At 63.6% G+C, this 15,819-nt stretch carries 15 protein-coding genes; 6 read left to right on the top strand and 9 right to left on the bottom strand.

The genetic code is table 11. The features are described 5' to 3' along the window. The first annotated feature begins 79 nt into the window (after positions 1-79). Positions 80-2,359, top strand: a complete 2,280-nt coding sequence (locus AC0L2H_RS03830; RefSeq protein WP_473588960.1) for an NADP-dependent malic enzyme — start codon at positions 80-82, stop codon at positions 2,357-2,359. 72 nt (positions 2,360-2,431) lie between these two features. Here AC0L2H_RS03830 and AC0L2H_RS03825 read toward each other — a convergent pair whose 3' ends face one another. Beyond that, a complete protein-coding gene (locus tag AC0L2H_RS03825) occupies positions 2,432-3,109 on the bottom strand; it encodes a hypothetical protein (RefSeq protein ID WP_473588959.1) in 678 nt (225 codons plus the stop codon). Between the two features lie 439 nt (positions 3,110-3,548). Further along, a complete protein-coding gene (locus AC0L2H_RS03820; RefSeq protein ID WP_473589457.1) occupies positions 3,549-4,541 on the bottom strand; it encodes an adenosine kinase in 993 nt (330 codons plus the stop codon). A gap of 261 nt (positions 4,542-4,802) precedes the next feature. Between AC0L2H_RS03820 and AC0L2H_RS03815 the strand changes: the two genes are divergently transcribed. Then, entirely contained in the window at positions 4,803-5,705 is a 903-nt protein-coding gene (locus AC0L2H_RS03815; RefSeq protein ID WP_473588958.1) for a DMT family transporter, read from the top strand. A 97-nt stretch (positions 5,706-5,802) separates the two neighbouring features. Further along, positions 5,803-6,573: a sulfate transporter family protein gene (locus AC0L2H_RS03810; RefSeq protein ID WP_473588957.1), complete on the top strand. Its 771-nt coding sequence runs from the start codon at positions 5,803-5,805 to the stop codon at positions 6,571-6,573. Here AC0L2H_RS03810 and AC0L2H_RS03805 read toward each other — a convergent pair. The 5 genes from AC0L2H_RS03805 to AC0L2H_RS03785 all read right to left on the bottom strand — a co-directional run bounded on the left by AC0L2H_RS03805 (position 6,504) and on the right by AC0L2H_RS03785 (position 10,443). After that, positions 6,504-7,502, bottom strand: coding sequence for a proline racemase family protein (locus tag AC0L2H_RS03805; protein ID WP_473588956.1), 999 nt, complete (start codon positions 7,500-7,502; stop codon positions 6,504-6,506). The two genes, AC0L2H_RS03810 and AC0L2H_RS03805, sit on opposite strands and share 70 nt — an antisense overlap. A 14-nt stretch (positions 7,503-7,516) precedes the next feature. Then, the gene (locus tag AC0L2H_RS03800) at positions 7,517-8,320 is read right to left on the bottom strand and encodes an isocitrate lyase/PEP mutase family protein (RefSeq protein ID WP_473588955.1); all 804 of its coding nucleotides are present in this window, start codon (positions 8,318-8,320) and stop codon (positions 7,517-7,519) included. Positions 8,321-8,732: 412 nt separating this feature from the next. After that, complete coding sequence (locus AC0L2H_RS03795) at positions 8,733-9,389, bottom strand: HAD family hydrolase (protein WP_473588954.1); 657 nt, start codon at positions 9,387-9,389, stop codon at positions 8,733-8,735. Positions 9,390-9,402: 13 nt separating this feature from the next. Next, positions 9,403-9,888, bottom strand: coding sequence for a dUTP diphosphatase (dut, locus tag AC0L2H_RS03790; protein WP_107649309.1), 486 nt, complete (start codon positions 9,886-9,888; stop codon positions 9,403-9,405). Between the two features lie 84 nt (positions 9,889-9,972). Continuing rightward, a complete protein-coding gene (locus AC0L2H_RS03785) occupies positions 9,973-10,443 on the bottom strand; it encodes an Lrp/AsnC family transcriptional regulator (protein ID WP_473588953.1) in 471 nt (156 codons plus the stop codon). A 115-nt stretch (positions 10,444-10,558) separates the two neighbouring features. On the opposite strand from AC0L2H_RS03785, the gene AC0L2H_RS03780 reads away from it, so the two are divergent. The 3 genes from AC0L2H_RS03780 (at position 10,559) to AC0L2H_RS03770 (ending at position 12,666) form a co-directional block, all read left to right on the top strand. After that, a complete protein-coding gene (locus AC0L2H_RS03780) occupies positions 10,559-10,813 on the top strand; it encodes a DUF6356 family protein (RefSeq protein WP_473588952.1) in 255 nt (84 codons plus the stop codon). 16 nt (positions 10,814-10,829) lie between these two features. Next, positions 10,830-11,624: a class II glutamine amidotransferase gene (locus AC0L2H_RS03775; protein WP_473588951.1), complete on the top strand. Its 795-nt coding sequence runs from the start codon at positions 10,830-10,832 to the stop codon at positions 11,622-11,624. Positions 11,625-11,871: 247 nt separating this feature from the next. Continuing rightward, positions 11,872-12,666 (top strand): class II glutamine amidotransferase, encoded by a 795-nt coding sequence (locus AC0L2H_RS03770; RefSeq protein ID WP_473588950.1) that lies wholly within the window; start codon positions 11,872-11,874, stop codon positions 12,664-12,666. A gap of 39 nt (positions 12,667-12,705) precedes the next feature. On the opposite strand, the gene AC0L2H_RS03765 is transcribed toward AC0L2H_RS03770, so the two are convergent. Beyond that, positions 12,706-13,782, bottom strand: coding sequence for an NAD(P)/FAD-dependent oxidoreductase (locus tag AC0L2H_RS03765; RefSeq protein WP_473588949.1), 1,077 nt, complete (start codon positions 13,780-13,782; stop codon positions 12,706-12,708). 150 nt (positions 13,783-13,932) lie between these two features. Then, positions 13,933-15,747, bottom strand: a complete 1,815-nt coding sequence (locus AC0L2H_RS03760) for a winged helix-turn-helix domain-containing protein (RefSeq protein WP_473588948.1) — start codon at positions 15,745-15,747, stop codon at positions 13,933-13,935. Between the last annotated feature and the right edge of the window lie 72 nt (positions 15,748-15,819).

Below are 15,819 nucleotides of genomic sequence, written 5' to 3'. Positions count from 1 at the left end.
GTGTGGCCTTAATTCGGAACTCCACAAAAAAGCACCCGTCTCAAGCGGTGCTGTACCGGCGAGGAAATCAAAAAGCATCATGGCCAGGAAAACCGAAAACAACGGCCCCTCCGTCAGCGCCCAGGAGGCGCTGGAGTTCCACGCCATGGGCCGCCCGGGCAAGCTGGAGATCGTCGCCACCAAGCCGATGGCGACGCAGCGCGATCTGAGCCTTGCCTATTCACCGGGCGTCGCGGTGCCCGTACTTGCCATTGCCGAAGACCCAAGCCGCGCTTTCGACTATACGACGCGCGGCAACATGGTCGCCGTCATCTCCAACGGCACGGCCATCCTCGGCCTCGGCAACCTTGGCGCGCTGGCCTCCAAGCCGGTCATGGAAGGCAAGGCGGTGCTGTTCAAGCGCTTCGCCGATGTCGATTCCATCGATCTCGAGGTCGATACCGAGGATGCCGACGAATTCATCAATTGCGTGCGCTATCTCGGCCCTTCCTTCGGCGGCATCAACCTCGAGGACATCAAGGCGCCGGAATGCTTCATCATCGAGCAGCGCCTGCGCGAATTGATGGATATTCCGGTCTTCCACGACGACCAGCATGGCACCGCCATCATCTCGGCCGCTGGCCTGATCAACGCGCTGGAGATCACCGGCCGCGACATGAAGACCACCAAGATGGTCTGCAATGGCGCCGGTGCGGCCGGCATCGCCTGCATCGAACTGATGAAGGCGATGGGTTTTTCGCCCGAAAACATCGTCCTGTGCGACACCAAGGGCGTCGTCTTCCAGGGCCGCACCGAAGGCATGAACCAGTGGAAGTCGGCGCATGCGGTCAAGACCGAGGCCCGCTCGCTGGCCGAGGCGCTCGACGGCGCCGATGTCTTCCTCGGCCTCTCCGCCAAGGGTGCGTTGACCACCAAAATGGTGCAGTCGATGGCCAGGAACCCGATCATCTTCGCCATGGCCAATCCCGATCCGGAGATCACACCGGAGGAGGTGGCCAAGATCCGCACCGACGCCATCATGGCCACCGGCCGTTCGGACTATCCGAACCAGGTCAACAATGTGCTGGGTTTCCCCTACATCTTCCGCGGCGCGCTGGATGTACGCGCCACCACCATCAATGACGACATGAAGATCGCAGCCGCCAGGGCGCTCGCCGAGCTGGCGCGCCAGGACGTGCCCGACGACGTCGCCGCCGCCTATCAGGGCAACCGGCCGAAATTCGGCCCCAGCTACATCATCCCGGTGCCGTTCGACCCGCGCCTGATCGCGGCCATCCCGATGGCAGTGGCCAAGGCGGCGATGGACAGCGGCGTCGCCCGCAAGCCGATCCTCGATCTCGACCGCTATGCGCAGGAACTATCGGCCCGCCGCGATCCCATTGCGTCCACGCTGCAGCGCATCTACGACCGCGTCCGCCGCCAGCCCAAGCGCATCGTCTTCGCCGAGGGTGAGGAGGAGCAGGTGATGCGCGCCGCCGTCTCCTATGTGAACCAGCGGCTCGGCACCGCCATCCTGCTCGGCCGAGACGACGTCATCAAGGAGAACGCCAGGCATGCCGGCATCGAGCTCAACAAGCAGGGCATCGAGATCATCAACGCCAGGCTGTCGCGCCGCAACGGCGTCTACACCGACTATCTCTACGAGCGCATGCAGCGCAAGGGCTTCCTGTTCCGCGACTGCCAGCGCCTGATTAACAATGACCGCAACCATTTCGCCGCCTGCATGGTGGCGCTGGGCGACGCCGACGGCATCGTCACCGGCGTCACCCGCAACTATTCGACCGCGCTCGACGATATCCGCCGCGTCATCGACGCCAAGCCTGGCCACCGTGTCATCGGCGCCTCGATCGTGCTGGCGCGTGGCCGCACCGTGATCGTCGCCGATACCGCCGTGCACGACATGCCGAATGCCGAGCAGATCGCCGACATCGCCGAGGAGGCCGCCGGCTTCGCCCGCCGCATGGGCTACGAGCCGAGGCTCGCCATGCTCGCCTATTCGACCTTCGGCCATCCGCAGGGAGAGCGCTCCGAGCGCGTCCAGGAAGCGGTGCGCATCCTCGACAAAAGGCGCGTCGATTTCGAATATGATGGCGAGATGGCCGCCGACGTGGCGCTCAATGCCCGCGCCATGGCGCAATATCCGTTCATCAGGCTCACCGGCCCGGCCAATGTGCTGATCATGCCGGCCTTCCACTCGGCCTCCATCTCGACCAAGATGCTGCAGGAACTCGGCGGCTCCACCGTCATCGGCCCGCTGCTGGTCGGCCTGAACAAGCCGGTGCAGATCGTCTCGCTCAACGCCAAGGACTCGGACATCGTGAATATGGCGGCCATCGCGGCTTATACCGCAGGGGCTTGAGCGACGTTTGCATCGCGCAAAAAACCTTCCCCGCGTGCGAGGGGAAGGCCAAGTACATGGTGATGGGATAGCTCATTGCCAGCCGCGGCAGCTCTGATAGGCGTGCCGCCAGTAGCGCCAGCCGGTCGTCTTCCATTTCCAGAATTCATAGCCGCAGCCGCCGTGATCGGAAGCGACGATCGTCACGCCGCCCCAGAACCAGGAGCCGTGCTTGTGATGGCCATGGTGATTGCCGTGGTGGCCGTCATGGTCCTTGCCGGGGTTGCATCCGAACACCTTGCAATGCAGCTTGGGCCTATGCTTGAGGATCGGCGGCTTGGCCTTGCAGCCAGTCACGGCGCAGTCGATTTTCGCATTTATCCTGGGGCGGATCTTGTCGCCAAGGGACGGCAGTTTGTCTGTCGGCCGGAGGGTTTCGCTGCGACGGGCGAGGCGCGTTTGCGGCATTGCCGAATTCTGCGTCACCGCCTGTGAAATACCCTGTTTCACCTTGAACTTGTTTCCTTCGGCCTGGGCGCCGTTGGTGACGGCCATCGCCCCGATGATCGTCGCCAGCAGCAGGACGATGCCGGGCAGGCGACGTCCGATGCTGAACATCGATGTCAGGCGCGCCATGCCTTTGGCGGGCACGGCCGATCTTTCCTGACGCGCGCGAGCCATCGCGCCGGTGTAGAGTTTTTCGTGCTGCGTCGGCGTCAACGCACGGGGATCGACGCCGCTGAAAGCGTCGACTGCTACGGGAGTAAACATCTTCCTGATCCTTCAGTTGGTTAGCGGCCTCGGCCGCGGAGCCGTCCCGTCGGGGTTCGCTCCATGGCGCGGTTTTTCGCTGCCGCCTGTTTCGGATGAATGCCGAAACTCGACCGAAGTGTTTCAATTGTTGCGCTTCGTGGTGCGAAGGCAAAAAGCCGCCGCTGTTGCGCGGCGACATCCCGTCAAGGGCAGGGCTATCGCAGGTAGAAGGTCGAGGCTTTCGCTCTACGATGGACCCCCACCCCTAACCCCTCCCCACAAGGGGGAGGAACTTCCGTTGGCGTTGACCTCAGCAAATCGCCAGCCTTTCGGCGCCAAAGAGGAAGCAGAGGCACGCGGCAGCGTTCCCTCCCCCTTGTGGGGAGGGTTAGGGTGGGGGTCCATCTTCGTAAGAACTCGATACGATTGCCCTGCCCTTGCGGGGAGATGGAAATCGCTAAATCAGCCCCGCCTGCTCGGCCTCTTTGCGCAAATTCTGGCGCGGCCTTGGTCCGATCTGCTGGATGACCAGCCCGGCCGCCAGCGAGCCGAGATCGCCGCACGCCTTCAGGCTGCGGCCTTGCGTGTAGCCGTAGAGGAAACCGGCGGCATAGAGGTCGCCGGCGCCGGTGGTGTCGACCAGCTCGCGGATCTTCGTCGCCTGGATGGTGACGGTTTCGTCGCCGCGCACGATCACCGATCCCTTTTCCGAGCGGGTGACGGCGGCGATCTTGCAGTCCTTGCGAATCTGGGCCAGCGCCTCGTCGAAGGAGGCGGTCTGGTAGAGCGATTTGATCTCGTGGCTGTTGGCAAAGACGATGTCGACCGTGCCCGAGCGCATCAGGTCGAGGAACTCGTCGCGGTAGCGGTCGACGCAGAACGAGTCCGACAGCGTCATCGACACTTCACGCCCCGCCGCATGCGCCAGTTTCGCCGTCTGCCTTATCGCTTCCTTGGCGCGCGGCGGGTCCCACAGATAGCCCTCGAAATAGGTGACCGCCGCACCCGAAGCCTTGTCCGCCTCGACATCCTCCGGGCCGAGCTCGACGCAGGCGCCGAGATAGGTGTTCATCGAGCGCTCGCCGTCGGGCGTGACGAAGATCATCGAGCGCGCCGTCGGCGGTTCGCCCTGAAGCGGCCTTGTGTCGAAGGCGACGCCCTGCGCGTGGATGTCATGGGCATAGATCTCGCCGAGCGGGTCGTTCGAGACCTTGCCGAAGAATGCGGCGCGTCCGCCGAAGGAGGCGACGCCCGCCGCCGTGTTGCCGGCGCTGCCGCCGGAGGCTTCGATCGCCGGGCCCATGCGGCTGTAGAGCAGTTCGGCGCGGTGGGTGTCGATGAGGTTCATCGCGCCCTTGATGATGCCGTTCGTCTCCAGGAATGCCTCGTCGCACTGGGCGATGATGTCGACGATGGCATTCCCGATGCAAAGCACGTCATAGTCCGGCATCAATATCTCCGCCATGAACCCACCGGCTTTCTGCCACGCCGGCCGCAGGCGGGTCTAGCGATTTGCCGCCACTTTGCCTACCCGAAAAATCGTCGTGACGGCCCTGGTGACGATTCTGTGTCCGCTGCTGCAGCCATCGCATCGAACTGGACCATACCGGCCGTGCCGCCGGCGGCTATGGTTGCGTCCACATCGAAGCATTTTCGTTTGTCATCGGCTAAAAGCGGATCCAATCGAAGTTTCCGAAGGCGCGGACAAGCTATGCCAGAAAAGATCAACATGACGACGGAACTGGCCCTGCTCGGCGTGCTGGCCGTTCTGTGGGGCGCGTCCTATTCCTTCATCAAGGTCGGCGTCGAGACGATTCCCCCGGTGACCTTCATCGCTGGACGGACCCTGATCGCCGGCGGCATCCTGCTCGCGCTCCTCCACTGGCGCGGCCTTGCCATGCCGAGGGATGCGGCAAGCTGGCGCCGGTTCATGTTTCAGGCCTGCATGAACAGCGTCGTGCCGTTCACGCTGATTGCCGCCGCCGAGCGCACCATCGACGCCGGCCTTGCCATCATCCTCAACGCGACGTCGCCGATCTTCACCTTCCTGTTGACCGCGCTCATCACCCGCCATGAGCCTGTGACCATGCGCAAACTGTTCGGCGTCGGGGCGGGCATCGCGGGCATATGCCTCATTGTCGGCACCCAGGCGCTGGGCGGTCTTGGCCATCAGCTCTGGGCGCAGCTCGCCGTCATCGCTGCCACCGTTAGCTACGCGGGCGCCGCTATTTTCGGGCGCAACTTCAGGGGGCTCGACCCCATGGTGCCGGCGGCCGGCTCGATGATTTGCGGCGCGGCAATCCTCATCCCGCTGAGCCTTGTTTTCGACCGGCCTTGGACGCTCTCGCCGTCGACGGCCTCAATCCTTGCGCTGCTTGGACTTTCGGTATTTTCGACCGCGCTCGCCTTCTCGATCTTTTTCCGTCTCATCCACACGCTGGGCTCGGTCGGCACCACCTCGCAAGCCTATCTGCGCGTGCCGATCGGCGTCGGCATCGGCGCGCTCTTCCTTGGCGAGAGCCTCGGCCCGACAGCCTGGTTCGGCATGGCCTTCGTCGTCGCCGGCGTGGCGGCGATGACCATCCCCGCCCGCAAGCCGGCGCTCGCGCGGTAGGCGGCTCTATCAGCCCCAGTTGCGTTGGTGGCCGGTCCTTCCTATCTCGGGAGCGTCCTGCCCGAAATGGGCTTCACACATTGGGTTCGAAAACGCCGTGATATCAGACGCCGCCCGCGCCGCCTTGAGCCGGCTGTTCTCACCCGAATTCCGCTCGGTTTTCATCAAGACACTGGGGCTCACCTTGCTGGCACTGGTGGCCTTGTGGTTCGGGCTGACCAGCCTCGTCGAATGGCTGGCCCTGCCATGGCTTGAGGCACTGATGCCTGGCCTGCCGTCCTGGGCCGGCTGGCTGGGCGGCATCATCGCCGCTATCGCTCTTGCCTTCGGCATGGCGCTGCTCATCGCGCCGGCGACGGCGATCGTCGCCGGCCTGTTCCTCGATGATGTCGCCGAGGTGGTCGAGCGCACCGACTATCCCGGCGATCCGCCCGGCAGCGCCGTGCCGGCGCTGCGCTCGCTGGTGCTGGCGATAAAATTTTTCGGCGTCGTCATCGTCGGCAACATCGTGGCTCTTCTGTTGCTCCTGGTGCCGGGTGTCAACATCGCCGCCTTCTTCATCATCAACGGCTATCTGCTTGGGCGCGAGTTCTTTGAATTCGCCGCCATGCGCTTTCGGCCTGAGGCCGAGGCCAGGGCGCTGCGCCGGAAATATGCCGGCACGGTGTTCCTGGCCGGCCTGCTCATCGCTGCCTTCCTCGCCGTGCCGTTAGTCAACCTGGTAACGCCGCTCTTCGCCGCCGCCATGATGGTGCATCTGCACAAGGCGATATCGGCACGGGAGGGGCGGGAGATCGCTCAGAACAGCAAGAAGCCGCGTCCGAGCTCGTCGTCGGGCTCGACGATGAATTCGGCCCGGCCCGAATAGTAGGCGCGGCCGCCGACGCGGGCGATGACGGCGTCATGCGGTCCGGCTTTTGCCGTCCGTGTCACGCTGCCGGAAAAACGCGAGCCGGCGATGCTTTCGAATATCCGTGCCTGCCCGATCGCGATCTCGCCCCTGGCATGCATGGCCGCCAGCCGTGCGGTGACGCCCGAGCCGGTCGGCGAGCGGTCGACCTGGGCCTCGGCGAAGACACAGATGTTCTTTGTCGCCTCGCCGGAAAACGCGTCCCTGCCGTCGGTCAGGATGCTGCCATAGAGAAAGGCGAGATCGGCATGGTCGGGATGCGACAGCGGGAATTCCGCCTTCAGCGTCTCCGTCAGCACCGTTGCCGCATCGACGAAATCTCGCACGCGGCTCCTGCCGAATTCCAGGCCGAATTGGTGGCAATCGGCCAGCGCGTAGAATGCGCCGCCATAGGCGATGTCGAACCCTGTCATCCCGAAACCCGGCAGCTCGATCTGCTGGTCGCGGGCGAACAGGAAGGCCGGCACGCTTTCGAACGACACCGCACCCGCTCTGCCATCCCTGACCTCCACCGAAGCCACCACCAGCCCGCATGGCGCCTCGATGTTGACTGTCGTCACCGGCTCCCGCCGGGCCACCAGCCCCTCGTCGACGGCATAGCGGCCGAGCGCGACGATGGCGTGGCCGCACATGGTCGAATAGCCCTCATTGTGCATGAACAGCACCGCGAGGTCGGCGCCGGGCAGGTCGGGCTCGACCAATAGCGCGCCATACATGTCGTAATGGCCGCGCGGCTCGAACATCAGTATCTTTCGGAGATGATCGAGGTGATCGCGCACATAGGCGCGTTTTTCCAGGATGGTGCCCTTGGGTATCGCGGGATAGCCGCCGGTGACGATCCTGAGTGGCTCGCCGCCGGTGTGCATGTCGACGACGGTGAGCGTCATGCGTCGGGGCCCATCTAAGCCGGGGATTTGGAGAACAGCTCTTGCAGCTTGCTGAAAGGCATGGCGGCGCGAGTGAAGCCGAACGTGCCGTCCTGCTGGATCTCGCGTGCCGCTGTCTCCAGCATGCCGAAAGCGAAATTGGTCAGCCAGGGCCCGAGCGAAATGCGCTTGACGCCTGCCAGGGCAAGATCGGCAACGGTGAAGCCAGGCCTCGCCATGACATTGACCGGCTTGCTCACCGACGAGCAGATGGTCTGCACCGTCTCGATATCGCCGATGCCCGGCGCATACAGCACGTCCGCGCCGGCCTTTTCGAAGGCTTGCAGCCGCTTGATCGTGTCGTCGATGTCGGTCTTGCCCCAGAGGAAATTCTCGGCCCGCGCGGTGAAGACGAAATCGCGCTTCAGCGCCCGTGCCGCCTCCGCCGCGGCAGCGACGCGCTCGACCGCATGCGAAAAATCGTAGATCGGCTTGTCGGGTTCGCCGGTATGGTCCTCGATCGAGCAGCCGGCGAGGCCCGCCGCTTCGGCCGCGAAGATGGTCTCGGCGGCACTTGTGGCGCTATCGCCCTTGCCCTTTTCGAGATCGGCCGAGACCGGCAGGGCGGTCGCCACCGTCACCTCGCGGCAGTGATGGATCATGGCGTCGAAGGTCACCGCGCCGTCGGGCAGGCCGCGCGAAAAGGCAAAGCCGGCGCTGGTCGTCGCCAGCGCCTGGAAGCCGAAGGAGGCGAGCAGCTTCGTCGTGCCGACATCCCACGGATTGGGCATGACGAAGATCGAGGCATGCAGGTCGCGAAAGATCTTGCCCTTGTCCATGAATGCTCCTCTTCAGATGCAAAGATGTGAAAAGGATTCTAGCGTGCCGATTTGTGCCGGGCAAACGAATGCGATTGGTTCAGAAGCGTTTGGCGTTTTCTGCTGACAATTTGTCCAGTGCTCGTTGGGAGACGATTAATTGTTGAAGTTGGCGCTGCCCCTCATCCGCCTGCCGGCACCTTCTCCCCGTATAGTGACGGGGAGAAGAGGGCTGGCCGCAACCTTGGCGCTTCTTTTGCAACGTTAGTTATTGGCGAAATCCTTTGCGAAGGCGTCTTTCTCCCCGTCACTATACGGGGAGAAATGCCCGGTAGGGCAATGAGGGGCAGCGCCGACGTCCGGAATGGGTAAGAACGAGGGGGGAACTCAGGCCTGAAGCGATTGCCCTGTCGAATCCGAACTTCACATTACATCAGTGGATCGGCACCAGCCCGGCCAACTCGCGCATGTCATCGAACAGGATGCCGCCGGCTCCGGCGAGGCCGTCACGGTCGGAATAGGGGTCGCCGTGATAGGAAAACACCCGCATGCCGGCGGCAATGCCGGCTTGTGTTCCGGCGACGCTGTCCTCGATGACGATGCAGTCGGCGGGCGCGAAGCCCATCGTGGTTGCGGCGTGCAGGAACAGGTCGGGGAATGGCTTGCCGCGCGAGACCATGGTGGAGCTGAACAGCGCATGCTCGAACAGCGGCAAAAGCCCGGTCTGGCCGAGCGTGATGTGCATTTTCGACACGCGTGCCGACGATGCGACGCAAGCTGGGATGCCGGCTGCGTGAACAGCCTCGATGAAGTCCCTGACATAGGGGATCGCTTCGACGCCATGGGCGAACAGATCCGGCAGGCCGGCGTTCCAGCGATCGACGAAATCGACGCCGAGGCTGACGCCGACGGCCTCGACCTCCTTCTGCACCGAGACCATGCTGCGGCCGGAAAAATTCTTGCGGCAATATTCGAAGCTGGCTGGATACCCGGCGGTAGTAAGCCATTCGGCGAGGCGGTGATTGGCCAGGTTCTCGGTGTCGACCAGAACCCCGTCGCAATCGAAGATGACGAGCTTGGGTTTTCTCATTTCGCTACGCTCATCAGGCCGTGCCGGTCGATCCGAACCCGCCCGAGCCTCGCGCCGTGCCGCCGGCCAATGTGCGTTCCTCGACCGTCGCCTGCATCACCGACGCAAAGACGATCTGGGCAATCCGCATGCCGCGCGTCACCGCGAAATCCTCTTCGCCGAGATTGATCAGCAGCACCTTCACCTCGCCGCGATAGTCGCTGTCGATGGTGCCCGGTGTGTTGAGGCAGGTGAGGCCATGCTTGAAGGCAAGTCCCGAACGCGGCCGGACCTGGCCTTCCATGCCTTCCGGGATTTCCAGGATCAGCCCCGTCGGCACCAATGCGCGTTTCCCGGGCAGGATCAGCAGCGGCCGATCATCCGGCACTGCGGCGCGCAGATCCATGCCCGCCGCACCCGCACTTTCATAGGCCGGCAGCGGCAGGCCTTCGCCATGCGGCAGCCTGACGAAACCGACGGAGGGGCCGATGACGGGAGTGGGATAAAGGGCAGCACGCATAAAGCCACTCCTATCGGCACGAATGCCGATTCGGTCAACTCGGCCGCAGGGCTATCAACGGCTTTCTTTTTAGGTAGTTCCGCCTCAACGCAGTTCCACCGGAACGATTGTCGTTTCCTTGATCTCTTCCATGACGAACGAGGCCGAAACATCCGACAGCGCCACCTTGGCGATCAGCCGCTGGTAGAGCCGGTCATAGGCCTTCATGTCGGCGACGCGGGCCCTGAGCACATAGTCGAGATCGCCGGACATGCGGTAGACCCCGGTGATCTCGGGGAAACCGGTCACCGCCGCGCGGAACTTCCGCAGCCAGTCCGGATCGTGGTTGGAGGTGCGGATCAGGATGAACACAGAGAGGCCGAGCCCAAGCTTGTCGGCATCGACCAGCGCCACCCGCCCGGTGATGACACCATCCTCCTCCAGCCGCTTGACGCGACGCCAGCAGGCATTGCGCGACAAGGCCACCCGTTCCGACAACTGGTCGGCCGACAACGTGCCGTCGCGCTGCAACTCGGCCAGCAATCTTCGATCGATTTCATCGATATCGGGCGCCATTTGGGATGTTTGTCCCAAACAATCACCAGAAACAAGGACAATTTGAGACCGATGCACCGCGAGCCCGTGCCAGGATACTTAACATCGGGGCTTATCCCGGCAGGAGAGGATCATCATGACGGCACGGCTTGCCAAGCTCTTCACCTCTCACCCGGCCAAGGTGGGCGAAACCTATTTCAGCCATATGGCCTTTGCCGCGTGGTTCTGCTCGCGCCTGTCCATGGCCGCGGGCGCCGCGTTCATTCACGCTTTCTTGCCATTTCTGTTTGAGACTACCGCCAGCCGAATCGTCCGTGAGCTCTACGAGCGCACGCACAACAGAGGCCCACACGCGGTCAAGGAGCCGGCGGCTCTCATGGATCGCGCATAGCGAACGGTAGAAGCGAATGTGCCGATGGGCGGCCTATCTTGGTGAAGCGGTCTTCCTCGAAGACATCGTCACCGCGCCCTGCCACTCGCTGATCACCCAGAGCCATTGCGCCCAGGAAGCCAAGTCGCCGACCAATGGCGACGGTTTCGGGCTCGCCTGGTATGGCGATCGGCCAGAGCCCGGCCTCTATCGCGATATCCTGCCGGCCTGGTCCGATCCCAACCTGAAGAGCCTGTGCCGGCAGATCCGCTCCGGCCTGTTCCTCGCTCATGTGCGCGCCTCGACCGGCGGCGCCACCAGCCGCATGAACTGCCACCCGTTCATCTCGGGCCGCTGGTCGTTCATGCACAACGGCCAGATCGGCGGCTTCGAGAAGATCCGCCGCGCGCTGGAAAATTCGCTTTCCGACGCTGTCTTCGACCAGCGCGAAGGCACCACCGATTCCGAACTCTTTTTCCTGCTGATGATCGACGAGGGTCTGGCCAGTGATCCGCAAGGCGCTGTCGCCCGCGCGACCAGCCGTGTCATCGACGCCTCCCGCCGCGCCGGTCTTGAGCCGGCTTTGAAACTCACCGCCGCCTTCTCGGACGGGCAAGCGCTCTACGCTGTGCGCCATGCCAGCGACGGCCACGCGCCGACGCTCTACACCGCTGCCAAGGGCGCCGGCCGCTGCATTGTCTCCGAGCCGTTCGACCGAGACGGCGGCGACTGGCAGGCCATCCCGCCGTCGAGTTTCGTCACCATGACCCGGGACGGCATCATTATCCGTCCGTTTGTATCCGCTACAGCCAAGCTGTCGCTGGTCAGCTGAAGCGCAATCCAGGTCGTGCATAATCCTCGAATGCCGAATCTGGCCTGGACTCGCGCCGGATCATCCGGAGCAACTGTCCCGTTGGCAGCGTCTCGTTGCACAAAAAGAGACAAAGGATCAGAAGAATATAAGAACGGCGTAAGGACACTTGCCTGCCCACCCTGCAATTCTCGCTCTGCCTGACAGCGGCGAGCGGGATTCATCCGCAAGCTTCTCGGAGCGGGTGAACAGCAGAGGAAATGGAAAAATGTGCCGTTGGGCGGCCTATCTTGGCGAAGCGATCTTCCTCGAGGATATCGTCACCGCGCCTAGCCATTCACTGATCGCCCAGAGCCATCGCGCCCGGGAGGCAAAATCACCGACCAATGGCGACGGTTTTGGTGTCGCCTGGTATGGTGGCCGGCCAGAGCCTGGTCTTTACCGCGACGTACTGCCGGCTTGGTCCGACCCCAATCTGAGGAGCATATGCCGACAGATCAAATCGGGGCTGTTCCTCGCCCATGTGCGCGCCTCGACCGGCGGCGCCACCAGCCGCATGAACTGCCACCCCTTCGTTTCCGGCCGCTGGTCGTTCATGCACAACGGCCAGATCGGCGGCTTCGAGAAAATCCGCCGCAGGCTGGAGAATTCGCTCTCTGACGCTGTTTTCGACCAGCGCGAAGGCACCACCGACTCAGAGCTGTTCTTTCTGATGATGATGGACGAAGGCCTGGCCAGGGATCCGCAAGGCGCTGTCTCGCGTGCAACCAGCAGGGTGCTGGAGGCCTCGCTTAGCGCCGGCCTTGCACCGGCGCTGAAACTGACAGCTGCCTTCTCCGATGGGCAGGCGCTGCATGCCGTTCGCTACTCCACCGACGATTACGCGCCAAGCCTATACACTGCTGCCCTGAGGGACGGTGGTCGCTGCATCGTTTCGGAGCCGTTCGACCGTGACGGCGAGTGGCAGATGATCCCACCGGCTAGCTTCGTCACCATCACGACATCAGGCATGAGAGTTCGACCCTTCGCTCCGGCCACAGCGAAACTCGCACTCGTTGGCTGAGCCCGCTAACCTTGTCATAATTGGTTCAATGCCTTCCGCCTACCGAGCAAAACGCGCCAAGCCATACGGCGTCAATAGCGGGTCGCGCTCGCCGTCGAGTATTTCGCGGGTAGCGAACAGGCCGACGGCTGGCGCCAGCGTGACACCGGAATGCATGACCGCGACGTATAGGCCGGGCACGCCCTCGGCGCGGCCGATGATCGGAAAGCCATCGATCGGCGTCGGCCGGTAGCCGACCGTATGGAAATCGAGTTCCAGTCCATCGGCGCCTCTCAACATGGCTTTCATCGCCGCGAACAGGTCGCGCGCGGTGGCTTCGGCATTCATGCCCGGATCGGCGCCGCCGAAATCCGAGCCCGCGATGATGCGGCCCTCCGCCGTCTGGCGCATATGCAACCGCTCTGCCAGAACCAGGCCGTTGAGCAATTTTTCAAAGGGGCGTGAATGGACGATCAGGCCTGGCGGGGTCTCGATCGGCAATTTTACGCCAGCCGTCGCGGCTATGTCCGGTGATCCGACACCGGCCGCGACCACCACTTCGTCGGCGGCAATCAGCCCGGAAGACGTGTCCACCCCCACAACCCTGCCGTTAGTCTGCGCCAGCGCGGTCACAGCCGCCCCGGCCAGGATGCGGGCGCCGCGCCGTTCGGCATCGGCCAGCAGGGCGCGCGTGGCGGCGACAGGTTCGGCGACACCTTCCCCAGGTACATAGAGGGCGAAATCTGGAAGTTCGGCCAGATTTGGCTCGATGCGCGCTGCCCGCGCACGGTCGACACGCTCCATGCCATAGCCCCAGGCGGAATGCTCGGTGGCATAGGCCTCGAGCTTGGCCGCTGGCAGATCCCAGCACAGGCCGCCGCACCAGGCGAGTGGCAGGCCGGGCAGGTCCTGCGCCAGCCGCGTCCATTCAGCCATCGCGCGGGTGCGCAGCCGAAAATAGGTCTCGGGATTGCCCCAACTGGCATTGATCCAGGCAAAGGAATTCGGCGTGGCGACGCCACCGGCGCCGCTGTCGGCAATCACCGTCACCTCCGCTCCGGCCACCGCCAGATGCCAGGCGATGGAAGCACCAATGATACCGGCGCCGATGACGATGATTTGTTTCGGATTGCTCATTTTTGGCCCCTGTCGGATCGGTCTTCGTCATGGCACTGCGCACGGTCGATCGCAACAGCAGCCGAGCTTTCGATGGTGGGGTTCGGCCGGCAGCCTGTCGATGGGGCTATAAGTCGTTGTCGGAAAGAAAACCCTAAGGTCTTTTACGCGCTACCCGAGCGCTTCGCTCTTCGCGCCGGAGAGCCCCTTCAGCTCATCGAGCCGCCGTATCAGCCGCGACGAGTCGACTTTCCTTGCGATCGTCAGCACGGTGCCGAGTTCCAATTCTGCTCCAGTGCTATCGCCCAATTGAATGAGCAGCGCCGCGAGCGACAGCCGCGCGTTGGCCGCATTGATTGCCGACCCGATTTCATTCCAGCGCGAACATGCAACTTGCAGTTCTCCGACAGCCTCTGCCAGACGGCCTTCCCGCATGAAGAGCTCGGCCTTGGCTTCCGAGGTAAGCGCCCGGATGGATGCCATCGGCCAGCGCTGGGGCTGCGTCTCCAATTCGGCAATGACCTCCTTCGCACGCTCCAGCCGATCCGTTCGTACCGCCACCTTGGCCAGGGTGGCGAGTATCAGACCTCGGCGCTGCAGCGTTGGCCATGCTGACCCGATCAGGGACCGCTCGAGAGCATTGAATGCTGCCTCCGCCTGTCCTTGCTCAAGTTGCAGCAGCGCGAGGCCCGGCTGTGGATCCCAGCCGACCGCATGGGCGCCACGATACGCAGCTTCCGCCTCGTTGAGGTCTCCTGCGGCAAGATGAATGTCGCCCAGTACACGCAACGCGTCGCCCGTCGCCCAAGGCGCGTCGAGCGCAAGTTGGTCGAGGGCGGCACGTACCAGTGCCTCCGCTTCCTTCAGCGTGCCGTGCACGCCGAGCACCTCGGCCCGATGCAGCCGGCACGAGCCCGACAGATCCTCTAGGCCATGGCCCCTGCACCAGTTCTCGTAGCCGAGGGTCCACTGGTTCGCTCTCGACCAGTCGCCGAAATTTCTGCAGGCCCAAAGAACGTTGCAATAGAGGATTCCGCCGACCACCGGATCGACGTCGCTGGACAAACCGAGCGCGGCGGCGAAGTCCTGGTCTTCGAGCCCGGATTGGGTCTCGCCAAGGCAAAGCTTGAAAAAACCGCGATAGATAAGGCCGAGGGACTCCACGACGGGATCTTCCAGGTGTTTGCCAACGACACAGGCCTGTTCGGCAAACGCCAGCGCCTGTTCCGGCTCCGCGTCCGCTGCCTTGATCCGCGACCCCATCCAGCACCACAGTCCGTGTTCCCGGCTATCGGTGGCGGTGCCGATCAATGCCGCCGCCCGCTGGTGCCAGCCTTTCGCGACAGCAAGCTCTCCTCGTTCCAGATGGATTCTTGCAAGTGTGATTGCCGGCGCTCCCGCCCGCGAACCCTCCCCGGCAATGCTGTATGCCCTCACCGCGCGCGTCAGCGGCGCAATGGCTTCGACCGGCCGTCCCATGCATTCCAAGGCTAGCGCCCACTCCTCGAGATCGGCCGTCAGCAACTCATCGGCGGCGTCCGCTTCGGCGAACGACGCCGAGGCTTCGTGCCATTTCCTGGCCGAAGCAGCTGCCCGCGCGGCCAGGATCCGGAGGCTAGGGGTCGAACCCACAATCGACGGATCTGGGAGATGGGACCCTCGCTCCGAAACTGCTGGGAGATCCACACACATCCGGTAGCCGAACCGGGGCAGGTTGCGTAGCGCCGCCTCCATGCCGCCCTGGCGAAGAATGCCGCGAGCCAGGCTGGCAACACGCTGCAGCGATGCCTCTGTCACCGTTACGCCTGGCCACAGTGTCTCGAGCAATTCCTCCTTGCTCAAGGCCCGGTCCTGATTGCGCAGAAGAATAGCCAGGAAATCGAACACCAGAGGCTGGACCTCGATCTCCCGGCCGGAGAGACGAAGGCTCCGGGATTCCTCGTTCAACTCGAAGTCGCCGAAGCAATAGACCCCCATCGGCAGCATTCCTCCTACGACAATAGGTAAAGATCAGAAGAAGATAAGAGCGGCGTAAGGACTGTAACCCGCCCCTCCTGC

This window comes from Mesorhizobium sp. WSM4871, assembly GCF_055811295.1.
Note: the sequence above shows the minus strand (reverse complement) of the source record. Positions and strands in the feature narration are given on the sequence as shown.

What these genes read in the sequence shown, in the direction of transcription:
- AC0L2H_RS03830 (WP_473588960.1), top strand. Translation starts at nt 80, where the DNA reads ATGGCCAGGAAAACCGAAAACAACGGCCCCTCCGTCAGCGCCCAGGAG.
- AC0L2H_RS03825 (WP_473588959.1), bottom strand. Translation starts at nt 3,109, where the DNA reads ATGTTTACTCCCGTAGCAGTCGACGCTTTCAGCGGCGTCGATCCCCGT.
- AC0L2H_RS03820 (WP_473589457.1), bottom strand. Translation starts at nt 4,541, where the DNA reads ATGCCGGACTATGACGTGCTTTGCATCGGGAATGCCATCGTCGACATC.
- AC0L2H_RS03815 (WP_473588958.1), top strand. Translation starts at nt 4,803, where the DNA reads ATGCCAGAAAAGATCAACATGACGACGGAACTGGCCCTGCTCGGCGTG.
- AC0L2H_RS03805 (WP_473588956.1), bottom strand. Translation starts at nt 7,502, where the DNA reads ATGACGCTCACCGTCGTCGACATGCACACCGGCGGCGAGCCACTCAGG.
- AC0L2H_RS03800 (WP_473588955.1), bottom strand. Translation starts at nt 8,320, where the DNA reads ATGGACAAGGGCAAGATCTTTCGCGACCTGCATGCCTCGATCTTCGTC.
- AC0L2H_RS03795 (WP_473588954.1), bottom strand. Translation starts at nt 9,389, where the DNA reads ATGAGAAAACCCAAGCTCGTCATCTTCGATTGCGACGGGGTTCTGGTC.
- dut (WP_107649309.1), bottom strand. Translation starts at nt 9,888, where the DNA reads ATGCGTGCTGCCCTTTATCCCACTCCCGTCATCGGCCCCTCCGTCGGT.
- AC0L2H_RS03785 (WP_473588953.1), bottom strand. Translation starts at nt 10,443, where the DNA reads ATGGCGCCCGATATCGATGAAATCGATCGAAGATTGCTGGCCGAGTTG.
- AC0L2H_RS03780 (WP_473588952.1), top strand. Translation starts at nt 10,559, where the DNA reads ATGACGGCACGGCTTGCCAAGCTCTTCACCTCTCACCCGGCCAAGGTG.
- AC0L2H_RS03775 (WP_473588951.1), top strand. Translation starts at nt 10,830, where the DNA reads ATGTGCCGATGGGCGGCCTATCTTGGTGAAGCGGTCTTCCTCGAAGAC.
- AC0L2H_RS03770 (WP_473588950.1), top strand. Translation starts at nt 11,872, where the DNA reads ATGTGCCGTTGGGCGGCCTATCTTGGCGAAGCGATCTTCCTCGAGGAT.
- AC0L2H_RS03765 (WP_473588949.1), bottom strand. Translation starts at nt 13,782, where the DNA reads ATGAGCAATCCGAAACAAATCATCGTCATCGGCGCCGGTATCATTGGT.
- AC0L2H_RS03760 (WP_473588948.1), bottom strand. Translation starts at nt 15,747, where the DNA reads ATGCTGCCGATGGGGGTCTATTGCTTCGGCGACTTCGAGTTGAACGAG.